13 protein-coding genes are annotated in these 12,488 nt (G+C 69.2%); 8 read left to right on the top strand and 5 right to left on the bottom strand.

The features are described 5' to 3' along the window. Window positions 1–268: 268 nt before the first annotated feature. Window positions 269–1,351 carry a metallophosphoesterase gene (locus ACZ7OY_RS13695; RefSeq protein ID WP_471911557.1) on the top strand — a complete coding sequence of 361 codons (1,083 nt, stop codon included), beginning with the start codon at window positions 269–271 and terminating at the stop codon, window positions 1,349–1,351. A 181-nt stretch (window positions 1,352–1,532) separates the two neighbouring features. After that, window positions 1,533–2,405 carry a hypothetical protein gene (locus ACZ7OY_RS13690; RefSeq protein WP_471911556.1) on the top strand — a complete coding sequence of 291 codons (873 nt, stop codon included), beginning with the start codon at window positions 1,533–1,535 and terminating at the stop codon, window positions 2,403–2,405. Window positions 2,406–2,524: 119 nt separating this feature from the next. Here ACZ7OY_RS13690 and thiC read toward each other — a convergent pair whose 3' ends face one another. Continuing rightward, on the bottom strand, window positions 2,525–4,327 hold the full coding sequence (gene thiC, locus ACZ7OY_RS13685) for a phosphomethylpyrimidine synthase ThiC (RefSeq protein ID WP_471911555.1): 1,803 nt from the start codon (window positions 4,325–4,327) through the stop codon (window positions 2,525–2,527). Between the two features lie 241 nt (window positions 4,328–4,568). On the opposite strand from thiC, the gene ACZ7OY_RS13680 reads away from it, so the two are divergent. After that, the gene (locus tag ACZ7OY_RS13680; protein ID WP_471911554.1) at window positions 4,569–6,161 is read left to right on the top strand and encodes a YibE/F family protein; all 1,593 of its coding nucleotides are present in this window, start codon (window positions 4,569–4,571) and stop codon (window positions 6,159–6,161) included. A gap of 191 nt (window positions 6,162–6,352) precedes the next feature. On the opposite strand, the gene ACZ7OY_RS13675 is transcribed toward ACZ7OY_RS13680, so the two are convergent. The 4 genes from ACZ7OY_RS13675 to ACZ7OY_RS13660 all read right to left on the bottom strand — a co-directional run bounded on the left by ACZ7OY_RS13675 (window position 6,353) and on the right by ACZ7OY_RS13660 (window position 8,631). Continuing rightward, entirely contained in the window at window positions 6,353–6,790 is a 438-nt protein-coding gene (locus ACZ7OY_RS13675; RefSeq protein WP_152888358.1) for an SsgA family sporulation/cell division regulator, read from the bottom strand. A gap of 98 nt (window positions 6,791–6,888) precedes the next feature. Continuing rightward, the gene (locus ACZ7OY_RS13670; protein WP_471911683.1) at window positions 6,889–7,686 is read right to left on the bottom strand and encodes an IclR family transcriptional regulator; all 798 of its coding nucleotides are present in this window, start codon (window positions 7,684–7,686) and stop codon (window positions 6,889–6,891) included. Between the two features lie 267 nt (window positions 7,687–7,953). Next, a complete protein-coding gene (locus tag ACZ7OY_RS13665; RefSeq protein WP_471911553.1) occupies window positions 7,954–8,166 on the bottom strand; it encodes a DUF5326 family protein in 213 nt (70 codons plus the stop codon). Between the two features lie 147 nt (window positions 8,167–8,313). Then, window positions 8,314–8,631, bottom strand: a complete 318-nt coding sequence (locus ACZ7OY_RS13660; protein WP_351616301.1) for a cupin domain-containing protein — start codon at window positions 8,629–8,631, stop codon at window positions 8,314–8,316. 59 nt (window positions 8,632–8,690) lie between these two features. Here ACZ7OY_RS13660 and ACZ7OY_RS13655 point away from each other — a divergent pair, with 59 nt between their 5' ends. From ACZ7OY_RS13655 to ACZ7OY_RS13635, 5 genes are all read left to right on the top strand, one after another. Beyond that, on the top strand, window positions 8,691–9,071 hold the full coding sequence (locus ACZ7OY_RS13655) for a phage holin family protein (RefSeq protein WP_471911552.1): 381 nt from the start codon (window positions 8,691–8,693) through the stop codon (window positions 9,069–9,071). Window positions 9,072–9,078: 7 nt separating this feature from the next. After that, window positions 9,079–9,570, top strand: coding sequence for a low molecular weight protein-tyrosine-phosphatase (locus tag ACZ7OY_RS13650; RefSeq protein ID WP_471911551.1), 492 nt, complete (start codon window positions 9,079–9,081; stop codon window positions 9,568–9,570). Continuing rightward, window positions 9,567–10,736, top strand: a complete 1,170-nt coding sequence (locus ACZ7OY_RS13645) for a cystathionine gamma-lyase (protein WP_351616306.1) — start codon at window positions 9,567–9,569, stop codon at window positions 10,734–10,736. Before ACZ7OY_RS13650 ends, ACZ7OY_RS13645 begins: the two co-directional genes overlap by 4 nt. Before the next feature lie 241 nt (window positions 10,737–10,977). After that, window positions 10,978–11,880 carry a LysR family transcriptional regulator gene (locus ACZ7OY_RS13640; protein WP_471911550.1) on the top strand — a complete coding sequence of 301 codons (903 nt, stop codon included), beginning with the start codon at window positions 10,978–10,980 and terminating at the stop codon, window positions 11,878–11,880. Between the two features lie 88 nt (window positions 11,881–11,968). Next, window positions 11,969–12,451 carry an NUDIX hydrolase gene (locus ACZ7OY_RS13635; protein WP_351616310.1) on the top strand — a complete coding sequence of 161 codons (483 nt, stop codon included), beginning with the start codon at window positions 11,969–11,971 and terminating at the stop codon, window positions 12,449–12,451. The last annotated feature ends 37 nt before the right edge of the window (window positions 12,452–12,488 follow it).

The following is a 12,488-nucleotide window of genomic DNA, read 5'->3' as shown; positions in this document are numbered from 1 at the left end:
GTCCAGGGGGTGCCCGATCCTGGGACACACCTGTTACATCGGCGCCGGGCCGCCCTCGTGGACCGGCGGACGCTGTCACCGACCGGTGGCCGAATATCGGACGTATCGGTCGAAAAGCCGCCACGGACCGGAGTCCTGTTCTGATTCACCACCCCTGGGTCATCACACGGCACGATCCGCATTCCTATGATGGGCCCACGGCACCGCGGGCCGCTGCGACCAGGCAGTCCGAAACGGTGCAGATGCGGCGCGATGGTGGAGGGGTCTGATGACTCAGGGGGCCGGTCAGGGACCCGAGGTGGAGCGGACGGCGACGTTGCGCGACTTCCGGGTGCCCGCGTACGTGCACGAGACCGGTCCGTACGCCCATGACGTCCACCCCGGCGAGACCGTCGCGCCCATGGAGGAGCCGGTGGAGCATCCGGACGGGTACACGCCCACCCAGCGCGACCTGCCGGTGATCAACCGGGGTGACACCCTTCAGGTCGCCGTCGAACCGGCGTCCGCCACCGTCCCGCAGCCCGCCGTCGGGCCCGGCCCGCTGTACGTCGTGGGCGATGTGCACGGCTATCTCGACGAGCTGGTCGCCGCTCTCCAGGCCCAGGGCCTGATCGACGCGGCCGGCCAGTGGTGCGCGGGCACCACACGGCTGTGGTTCCTCGGTGACTTCACCGACCGCGGCCCGGACGGCATCGGCGTGATCGACCTCGTGATGCGGCTGTCCGCGGAGGCCGCCGCGGCCGGCGGCTACTGCAAGGCCCTCATGGGCAACCACGAACTGCTGCTGCTCGGCGCCAAGCGGTTCAACGACACCCCCGTCAACTCCGGCGCGGGCACGGCCACCTTCCAGGCGGCCTGGCTGCTCAACGGCGGCCAGAAGACCGACATGGACCGTCTCCAGGACCACCACCTCCAGTGGATGGCCCGCCTCGACGCCATCGAGGAGGTCGACGGCCATCTCCTCGTCCACTCCGACACCACCGCCTACCTCGACTACGGCGACTCGATCGAGGCGGTCAACGACACCATCCGCGAGGCCCTCACCCGCAACGACGCGGACGAGGTCTGGGACCTGTTCCGCAAGTTCACCAAGCGCTTCTCCTTCCGCGACGAGGGGGGCGCGGACGCCGTCCGCTCCCTGCTCGACATGTACGGCGGCTCCCGCATCGTCCACGGTCACAGCCCGATCCCCTATCTGCTGGGCGAGGTCGGCTCCGAGGACGACGAGGACGGCAGCCGCCCCGTGGTCGACGGACCTCACGTCTACGCCGAAGGTCTCGCGATCGCGATGGACGGCGGTGTGACCATGGCCGGAAAACTGCTGGTCCAACAACTTCCGCTGTCCGTCTGAGCGTTCACGGGGCTCACCTCCGGCAGACGGCGCCTCTGCAGGACAGCACCCAATTCTGGAAACACCCTGTCACCCCGAGCCGTAGCCGCTCTACTATCGGCTTATCCGTAGCAGGCTCCCCTCCGTTTCTGCCCGACGGCTCGTCGCCATGCGAGCCTCAAGCCCTACGGAGCATCGGGGGATGCACATGAACAGCGTTCCGCAGCACCTGCTGAGCGAGGACCGCCAGGAGTACGAGCGGGTCCTCGGCGAGGCGCTGCGCTCCGCACCACACCGCCCGGAACTGGCCGCTGTCGGACAGCGGCTCAACCCCGAACAACTGCGCACCATGGCACTCAACGCCACCGCGCTCATCACGGCCGCCGCGGCGACCGAATACCAGCACTACGTGAAGGTCCGCGAGGAACTGCGCCAGCCGGCGCCGTCCACCCCGTCGTCACCCATGTCCGCATCCGGTTCCGTGGAGCCGGGGGCAGGTGCGATGGGGCTCGCCACCACCATGGGGGAGGTCGCGGAGACCGCAGGCGCAGGCGCCGTCGCGGTCGTCGCGGTCCTCGCCCCCGTCCTCGCCGGAACCGCCGCGGCGATCTTCCTGCTCGTGGGCTACATACTCAAAATGCTCGACCCCGAGCCGACGATCGCCCAGACCATGATCACTGCCGGATGGGTGTTCGGCGCCATGACGGCGGCCGCGATCCTCGTGGCCACCGTCGGACTGCTGCTCACCGCGCTGCGCAACCGGCCCTCACTCGAAGCGGAGTCGCAGGCCGCGCTGCACGAGGAAGTGACCCGGGCCAGGGAGGCCTGGTGCGAGGCCCTCCTGGAGCGGGGCATCCTGCCGTTCCTGCGAGAGGCACTCGCCGAACCCGGCACGGCGGTCGCGGGACACCGCACCGCCCCGTCGGCACCGACCGGCCGCATGCCCCGCCTCGGCTACGACCGTCCGGGCTTCACCAGCCCCGACGACGGCCCCGCCGCGGGTACGCGCCCGAGCTACACGAGCCCGGACTTCACCAGCCCGGACTTCGGCGGCCCGGAGCACCAGCCGGAATAGCCCCTCGGCTTGCGCCCTCGCAGGGAAGGCGCAGGCCGAGCCACCGACGCAGGCACCGACACCGGCAGTCGGTCGGAGCACGGACGGCGCGTTCGGAGCACGGACGTCGTGTTCGGACCTCAGTCCGCGATCGGCAGGTACACCCGGTTCCCGCTCGCCGCGAACTCCTTCGATTTCTGGAGCATCCCCTCGGCGATCTCCGCGGACGACGCCCCCTCGGCCGCCGCCCCGCCGAACCGCTCCGTGATGCTCTGACTGATCTTCATCGAGCAGAACTTCGGCCCGCACATCGAGCAGAAGTGAGCCGTCTTGGCCGGCTCGGCCGGCAGTGTCTCGTCATGGAACTGCCGTGCCGTGTCCGGGTCGAGAGCGAGGTTGAACTGGTCCTCCCACCGGAACTCGAACCGGGCGTCGGAGAGCGCGTCGTCCCAGTCCTGGGCACCGGGATGGCCCTTGGCGAGATCGGCCGCATGGGCGGCGATCTTGTAGGTGATGACGCCGGTCTTCACGTCGTCACGGTTGGGCAGGCCCAGGTGCTCCTTGGGCGTGACGTAGCAGAGCATCGCCGTGCCCCACCAGGCGATCATCGCGGCGCCGATGCCGGAGGTGATGTGGTCGTACGCCGGTGCGACGTCCGTCGTCAGGGGGCCGAGCGTATAGAACGGAGCTTCATCGCAGATCTCCTGCTGAAGGTCGATGTTCTCCTTGATCTTGTGCATCGGGACATGACCCGGGCCCTCGATCATCGTCTGTACGTGGAAACGCTTCGCGATCCGGTTGAGTTCCCCGAGGGTCCGCAACTCGGCGAACTGCGCCTCGTCGTTGGCGTCGGCGATCGATCCCGGCCGCAGGCCGTCGCCCAGCGAGTACGTGACGTCGTAGGCGGCGAGGATCTCGCACAATTCCTCGAAGTTCTCGTACAGGAACGACTCCTTGTGGTGCGCGAGACACCAGGCCGCCATGATCGAGCCGCCGCGCGAGACGATGCCCGTCTTGCGGTTCGCCGTCAGCGGCACGTACGGCAGCCGGACGCCCGCGTGGACGGTCATGTAGTCCACGCCCTGCTCGGCCTGTTCGATGACGGTGTCCTTGTAGATCTCCCAGGTCAGCTCCTCGGCCCTGCCGTCGACCTTCTCCAGGGCCTGGTAGAGCGGCACCGTGCCGATGGGAACGGGGGAGTTGCGCAGCACCCACTCCCGGGTGGTGTGGATGTTGCGGCCGGTGGACAGGTCCATGACCGTGTCGGCGCCCCAACGGGTCGCCCAGGTCATCTTCTCCACCTCCTCCTCGATGGAGGAAGTGACGGCGGAATTGCCGATGTTGGCGTTGACCTTCACCAGGAATCGCTTGCCGATGATCATCGGCTCGATCTCCGGATGGTTGACGTTCGCGGGCAGCACCGCCCGGCCCGCCGCGATCTCCTCGCGGACCACCTCGGGTTCCACGTTCTCCCGGATGGCCACGAACTCCATCTCGGGCGTGATCTCGCCACGGCGCGCGTAGGCGAGCTGGGTGACCGCCTTGCCGTCGCGGCTGCGGCGGGGCTGGCGCGGCCGCCCGGGGAAGACCGCGTCGAGGTTGCGCAGCCCACCGCGCGGTGAGGTGTGCTTGATTCCGTCGTCCTCGGGACGGACGGGTCGGCCCGCGTACTCCTCGGTGTCTCCGCGTCCGACGATCCAGTTCTCCCGCAGGGGTTGCAGACCCCTGCGGACGTCCGTCGCGTGGAACGGATCGGTGTACGGGCCCGACGTGTCGTACAGCGTGACCGCCTGCCCGTTGGTGAGGTGCACCTGGCGAACCGGCACCCGCAGATCGGGGCGTGAGCCCTCGACATACGCCTTGTGCCAGCCGATCGACGTTCCGGCCTCCTCGGGCTGTTCGCCCTGATCGGAGGCAGGCGTGCGCGCGTCCTTGATGGTCATGAGACCTACTCCCTACGCCGGCATTACCCGGTAACAGGTTCAGCGGTCGACGCAGCGGCTTCCGTCAACGGATGTTTCGTGTGAGACATCGCTCGTTCCACGTGAAACATCGCAAAGACGGAGGTCAGCGCCCTCTCAGCCCGGTGCTCCGAGCTCCCGCGTGTGCAAAGGTGCCTCCACGCTAGCGTCATGTGTGGCGCGGTGAACAGTGGGCCTCCGCCGTTCTTGCGATGATCGGGCGGTGACCACGACCCAAGAGCCTCCGTACCCCTTCCCGGAACCGCCGCGCAGGCCCGGTGCCGGCCATGGCAACGGAAGTGATGGCAGCGTCGATCCAGGGCGCGCCCATGACTTCAGCGAGGGGCAGCACCACGGGCAGGGCCACGGGCACGGGTACGGGCAGAGCCACGGACAGGGGCAGGGTCCGGAACACGGTCCCGGTCACAACCACGGCCACAACCACGGCCACGGCCACGGCCACGGCCACGGCCACGGCGAGCGGAACACGGGTTCAGGCGGCGGCGGACATGGCCATACGCACAGCCATGGGCCGGCCGCCCCCGTCTCCAAGCACCTGCGCAAGGTCATCGCGGCGGTCCTCGTGCCGTTCGCGGCCGCGGTGGTGGTCGGGCTGATGGTGCTGTGGCCCGGTGGCGCCCCGGCGCACGAGCGCACCGGGGTCGGGTTCGACCGGCAGACCCAGCAGGCCACGGTCACCGAAGTGGTGAACGTGAGCTGCGCCTCGGTGAACGCCTCGGGCGGCGCCTCGGCCGGTGACGGTTCGGCCGCCGAGGGCTCGTCCGCCCAGCAGGAGTCGAACAGGACCTGCAAGAAGGCGACGATCCAGGTCGGTACCGGTTCGGACAAGGGCCGTACGTTCACCGAGATCATCCAGCCGGACCAGTCACGGCAGCTGCACGAGGGCGAGAAGGTCGTGGTCGCCTACGAGCCCTCCGCGCCGAAGGACCTCCAGTACTCGGTCACCGACGTCAACCGCCGGATCCCGGTCACACTGCTCGCGGGCGTCTTCGCCCTCGCCGTGGTGGTCGTGGGACGGCTTCGGGGCGTGATGGCGCTGGTGGCGCTGGCCATCAGCTTCCTGATCCTGAACTTCTTCATCCTGCCCGCCATCCTCCAGGGTTCGAACCCGCTGGTCGTGGCAGTGGTGGGGTCCAGCGCCATCATGCTGATCGCCCTGTACCTGTGCCACGGACTGTCGGCTCGTACCTCCGTGGCGGTGCTCGGCACGCTGATCTCGCTGGTTCTGATCGGAGTGCTCGGCTCGCTGTTCGTCGACTGGGCCTCGCTCACCGGCAACACCGACGACAACACCGGCCTGATCCACGGCCTGTATCCGTCGATCGACCTGAGCGGTCTGCTGCTCGCCGGCATCATCATCGGATCGCTCGGCGTCCTCGACGATGTGACGGTGACGCAGACCTCGGCGGTATGGGAGCTGCACGAGGCGAATCCGTCGATGGGCTGGCGGAGCCTGTACCGCGCGGCCATACGCATCGGACGCGATCACATCGCGTCCGTCGTGAACACCCTTGTCCTCGCCTACGCGGGCGCGGCGCTGCCGCTGCTGCTGCTGTTCTCGATCGCGCAGAGCAGCATCGGGACGGTCGCCAACAGCGAACTGGTCGCGGAGGAGATCGTGCGCACGCTGGTGGGCTCGATCGGCCTGGTCGCCTCGGTGCCGGTCACCACGGCGCTCGCGGCCCTGGTGGTCGCCGCGGACAAGCAAGGCTCGGAGACCGCCGCGGCACCGGCTCCGGCGGGTGACCAGCCGGCCGTTGCACGCGGCGGACGGGGGCGTCGGCGCAAGCGGTGACCCAGTCCGGGCTCAGCCGGACGGACGGCGGCCAGAGGCCTCATGAGCGCCCCGGCCCGACGGCATCACCGGCGCACCTCCCCGGACCCCACGGAAGCGTTCCTACGGGCCCTCACGCCCCACAGAAGCGTTCCTGCTGACCCCCCGGGCTCCGCCGAAGCACGTCCGGCGTGCCCCCGGCGCCTCGCGCCTCAGCCCGCGCTCTGCTCCTCCGCCAGGATGCGGTCCAGGGCCTCGTCGAGATGGGCGTCGAAGTCGGCGAGGGCCCCTTCCTGTCCCAACGGCACCAGCTTGTCGGTGCGGTCGAGGAAGGCCACGAGCGGGGCCGTCGACGAGCGGAACAACGCCTGGTCGACTCCGACCTGAAGCCGGATCAGGACCTCGCCCAACGAGTCCGGGTCGACGGGCGCGACCCGGACGTCCCCCTCACCGCAGGCCCGGCCCACTCCGTCGATCAGAAGCTCCCGCCCGAAGGCCCAGGTCACCGGTGCGTCGCCGGGAAGGTGGAAGGTCAACCGCACGGCGTACGGATCACTGGACTCGTAGCGCAGCTCCACCGGAATGCGGAACGAGAGCTCCTCGGACACGAGAAAGCTCATCATGACCTCTGCCTGTACCGACTCGCGCATCGCCTACCCCGTCATATGCCGTCGAATGGCCTGGAATGAACCCCTGCATTTGATGGCATCTTGCTGAACGTGCACGGCAGATCACAAGGAGTGATTTTTCAGATGCTGATAGAGAGCCCCAATGACCCGGTAAGACGCCCGATCTCGGCCTGCAACTGCTGTACGGCGGGGAGCAGCCGGTCGGCCTGATGGGCGGGCAGCGAGATGGCCATCGCCGCGGCGGTGGTACCGAGCGTGATCGGAATGGCCGCGCACACCGCCCCCAGCGCGTACTCCTGGCGCTCTGTCACCGGCCCCAGCCGCCGCAGCCGCTCCAGCCTTCGCAGCAGGGTGCGGTTGTCGTGCACCGTGTACGGGGTGAGGGACTGCACGGGGTAGCGGTCCAGGTGGTCGCGACGGGCCTCGTCGTCCAGCTGGGCCAGCAGGCACTGGCCGATGGCGTGCGCGTGCCCGGTCTCACGGAAGTCCGCCCACTCCTCGACCGCCGGATTGCCGGGGGTGTCGGAGACGCACAGCATCTCGATCTCGCCCCCGCGGTACACGGCGTAGTAGACGGGGGCACCGATGGCATCGCGCCACTGCGCGAGCAGGTCGGCGACCGTGCTGCGACGTTTCTGCGTCGCTCCGCTGCCGCCCAGCCGCTCGGCGGCCTCACCCAGGAAGAACAATCCTTTGTCGCGGCGCAGATAGCCCTCGTGCACGAGGGTGCGCAGCAGGTGGTAGGCCGTGGGAAGGGCGAGGCCGGTCTCACGGGCCAGTTGTTTGGCCGGGGCCCCGTGCTCGTGCGCGGCGACGCACTCCAGCAGACGCATCGCGCGCTGTACCGATCCGATCAGGGTGGTCGTCGCGGAGTGCGGCTGCTCGGGGACCGAGGCGGAGGGCGGGCGCGGCACCAGGGGGATGGTGGAACACGACCGTGTGGGGGGTGAACAGGTGTCTGCCGATGCGGTGTCGACCGTGGCCAAGGGGGCACTCCCGTTGCGCGAGGGGGCGGCCCGTGCGGGGAACACGGGTGGGGATGTACGCCGCTCGCGGGGGTCTTCCCCGCGTCGAGTTCCGGACTTTATCCGTCTGCCACCGCTCGCCGACGGGCTGTCCGGAAAACTTCCCTCGCCCGAGGGAACCGGTGATTCCTGTTACCGGTCACCGGTTGCCCCTCGACCTCACCAGTCGCTGCGCGACGAGGAGCTCGACATGAACTTCCGTACGACGTAGATCAGTCCGCCGACCAGGGCGACGAAGATCAGCACCTTGAACAGCAGGCCGATCACGATGGTGACGACCGTGGCTATGAGACTGCCGAACACGAACAGCGCGATGACCGGCACCGCGATCCACTTCACCCACCACGGCAGTCCCGCGAAGATCTCCTGCATCGCCCTCGTCCTTTGCTGTTCCGCCCGGCCGCCCGGGACCCGATTGTCGTCCTGCTCAGAATGCTAGGGCCGAGACGGGGTCGGATGGGGGCCCCGCATCCCTTGCCCTCCCCTGACCGTTCCCCTAGGGAACCCCGAGACCGCCGCTCAGGCTTCGGGCGGAGAGAAGACCACCAGAACCCTGAGGTCCTCGCTGATGTGATGGAACTTGTGCGCGACCCCGGCCGGCACGTACACCACGCTGCCCCGCGCCACCTGGGTCGTCTCCATGCCGACCGTGATGGAGGCGCGGCCGCTCACCACGAAGTACACCTCGTCCTGGTTGTGCGGACTCTGGCCGTCACGATCACCGGCGTCGAGTGCGTACAGGCCGACCGACATGTTCCGTTCGCGCAGAAACTGCAGGTAGGCGCCGTCGTTGGCGGCGCGCTCCGCCTCCAGTTCATCCAGCCGGAATGCCTTCATCGCTCTTGTCCGCTCCACACCTCTGCTCGAATCCGATCTCTTCTGCCACGATCAGACACATGAAGAATTTCGTAGTCAAGACGATCGCCAACGCGGGAGCCCTGGCGATCGCCGTGCTGCTGCTCGACAAGATCACCCTGACCGGTGACAGCACGGGCAAGAAGGTCGGCACCCTGATCCTGGTCGCCCTGGTCTTCGGCCTGGTGAACTTCCTGGTGAAGCCGATCCTGAAGGTGCTCACCTTCCCGCTGTTCATCCTGACGCTCGGCCTGATCACCCTGGTCGTCAACGCGCTGATGCTGATGCTGACCTCATGGGTGTGCGGGAAGCTCGACCTGAGCTTCCACGTCGACGGCTTCTGGACCGCCGTCCTCGGCGGCCTGATCATCTCGATCGTCTCCTGGGCCCTCAACGTCGTGCTGCCCGACGGCAAGGACTGAGCACTCGATGACCTACCGCGTCTGCTTCGTGTGCACGGGGAACATCTGCCGCTCGCCGATGGCCGAGTCCGTCTTCCGCGCCCACGTGGCGCGGGCCGGGCTCGACGACCGGGTCGAGGTCGACAGCGCCGGCACCGGAGGCTGGCACGAGGGCGCGGGCGCGGACCCGCGCACCGTCGCCGTCCTCGAGGACGGCGGCTACGGCAGCGATCACACGGCCCGCCGGTTCCGGGCCTCCTGGTTCTCCCGCCTCGACCTCGTGATCGCTCTCGACCAGGGCCATCTCCAGGAGCTGCGCCGGCTCGCGCCGACCGAGGAGGACGCACGGAAGGTGCGGCTGCTGCGCTCGTACGACCCCGCCGCAGGGGACGACCTCGACGTTCCGGACCCTTACTACGGGGGCCTGGACGATTTCGAAGCGTGTCTTGAGATGGTGGAGGCGGCTAGCACCGGGCTGCTCGCCGCGGTACGTGAACAGGTGGAAGGACGGGCGGCATGAGCGACTCAGCCGGCAACGACGGAAACGGTACGGCGGTTCCCCCCGTCGCGGGCGACGGAACGCGCGCGGTGCGGGCGGGGCTTCCGGAGCCGGTCAAGCACGAACCGACGCTGCCGGGACCGGTGTTCGCCGCTCACTTCCATCTGCCGGGCGAACCCACCGGCCCGTACGCCTACGGACGGGACGAGAACCCGACCTGGACCCATCTGGAGCGGGCCATCGGCGAGCTGGAGGCGCCCGGTGGGGAGGGCGTGGAGACGCTCGTCTTCGCCTCCGGCATGGCCGCCATCTCGTCGGTGCTCTTCTCCCAGCTGCGCGCGGGCGACGCGGTCGTCCTGCCCAGCGACGGATACCAGGCGCTGCCCCTGGTCCGGGCCCAGCTGGAGGCGTACGGCGTCGAGGTGCGCACCGCCCCCACCGGCGGCGACGCCCAGCTCGACGTCCTCGACGGCGCCAGGCTGCTGTGGATCGAGTCCCCGTCGAACCCGGGCCTCGACGTCTGCGACATCCGGCGGCTCGTCGAGGCGGCACACGCGCGTGGTGCCCTGGTGGCCGTCGACAACACCCTCGCGACGCCGCTCGGGCAGCGCCCCCTCGAACTCGGCGCCGACTTCTCCGTGGCCAGCGGGACCAAGCAGCTCACCGGGCACGGCGATGTCCTCCTGGGCTATGTCGCGGGCCGCGACGCGGAGGCCATGGCGGCCGTACGCCGCTGGCGCAAGATCGTCGGGGCGATCTCCGGGCCCATGGAGGCCTGGCTCGCACACCGCTCGATCGCCACGCTCCAGCTGCGGGTCGACCGGCAGAACGCGTCCGCTCTCACCGTCGCCCAAGCGCTGCGACAGCGGCCCGAGGTGAGCGGACTGCGCTATCCGGGACTGCCCGACGACCCGGCGCACAAGATCGCCTCGGAGCAGATGCAGCGCTTCGGATGCGTGGTCTCCTTCACCCTGCCCACGCGGGCACGGGCCGACCGCTTCCTCGACGCGCTGCGGCTCGTGGACGACGCGACGAGCTTCGGCGGCGTGCGCTCCACCGCCGAACGGCGCGGACGCTGGGGCGGCGACGCGGTGCCGGAAGGCTTCATCCGTCTTTCGGTCGGTGCGGAGGACCCCGCGGACCTGGTCGCGGATCTGCTGCGCGCACTGGACGAGTCGGCGGACTGACCGGCGGGTGGACACCCCGGTGGTGTCCCGCTCCGCACGACGGACGGTCCGAGCCTCCCCCCTCGTGGCTCGGACCGTCCCCGGTTCCGCGCGCTGAGAACCGCGCGACCAAGGCTAGTTGACTGAGTGTCAGTGTCCAATCACAGTAGCGACAGAGACCTATCGACATATTTATAGTTGGGTGCGGCAGGGGGCCGGCCGGAAGGATCTGGAGCGGGGCGGCGAGAGGGGAGGGCACTGCGTGGATCTCGCCTTGCTGCGTACCTTCGTGACGGTGCACCGAGCCGGTTCCTTCACTCGTGCCGCGGCTCTCCTCGGGCTCTCCCAGCCTGCCGTCACCTCCCAGATCCGCACACTGGAGCGGCAGGTGGGCCGCCCCCTGTTCTTACGGCAGGCCCGCGGGGTGACCCCGACGACCATCGGCGACGAACTCGCCCACAAGGCCGCGCCTCATCTGGACGCCCTGGTGGAGATCGCCGAGACCGGCCTGGACGACGACTCCTCGTTGCGCACCCTGCATCTTGCGGGGCCGCCCGAGTTCACCGCCGAACGGGCCCTGCCCGCGCTCACCGAGCTGGCCGGCCACGGCGGCCAGGGGCTCGCCCTGCGCGCCTCCTTCGGCACGGCCGAGGAGGCCCTCGAAGGGCTGGCGGCGGGACACCACGATCTGGCCATCAGCACGGCCCGTCCACGCGGCGCCCTGCTCACTGCGACTCCCCTGTGCGACGAGGAGCATGTCCTGGTGGCCGCCCCCAGCTGGGCCGAGCGGATCGAGCCCTGGAGGCGCCGCAAGGGCGCGCCGGTCCTGGAGAACCTCCCCGTCGTCGAGGTGCACGAGTCGCTGCCGTTCATGTCCCGTTACTGGGCTTCCGTCTTCGACTCCCGGCCTGCCGCCTCGGGTGCCGTCATCGTCCCCGATCTGCGCGCCGTCCTCGCGTGCGCGTGCGCGGGCGCCGGTCTCGCGGTACTGCCGCGCTATCTGTGTGCCTCCGCCCTGGACCGTGGTGACGTGGTCGCGCTGCACGAACCGGCGGTACCGCCGCTGCGGACCTACTTCCTCGTGGTGCGCACCGGCACCCTGGTGATGCCGCACATAGCGCGGGCCCACGAGTGGCTCCAGCGGGCCGCCATCGACTGGTGCTGAGCGGGTTTCCCCGCAATGTCACGGGAAATTCGCCTGCAATGATGTTTCGCAATGTTTCACGTGGAACCAGCCGGGCCACATTTCTCCCATGACCGTCCGACCCGTGGTCAAGCGCACCGCCCGAGCCGTTCTCCTGGACGGCGACCATCTGATCCTGATCAAGCGCACCAAGCCCGGCGTGGATCCCTACTGGGTGACGCCCGGTGGCGGGGTGGAGCCCGAGGACACGACTGTCGTCGATGCCCTGCACCGTGAGGTGTACGAGGAGCTCGGCGCCAAGATCACCGATGTCGTGCCCTGCTTCGTCGACACCGTCGAACACATCGGCGCGGACGGCGGCGCGACCGGGGTGAAGGTGCAGCACTTCTTCGTGTGCCGCCTGGGGTCCATGGACCCGTCCCTGCGGCACGGCCCCGAGATCGACGAGCCTGCCGGCGAGTACGAGATCGTCAGGGTGCCGTTCACCCGGGTCGGCATCGCCTCCGTGCACCTGGTGCCCCTGTCTCTGCGGCACTACCTCGACGGGAACATCGAGGGTGTACGCGCCATGCACGCCCCCGATCTGGGCTGAAAGCCGCAACCGGCGACGAGGAAGCTGCGCCCTGCCT

The sequence above is a fragment of the Streptomyces sp. NPDC107559 genome, assembly GCF_055657365.1.
This window is presented reverse-complemented; position numbering and strand designations above follow the sequence as displayed.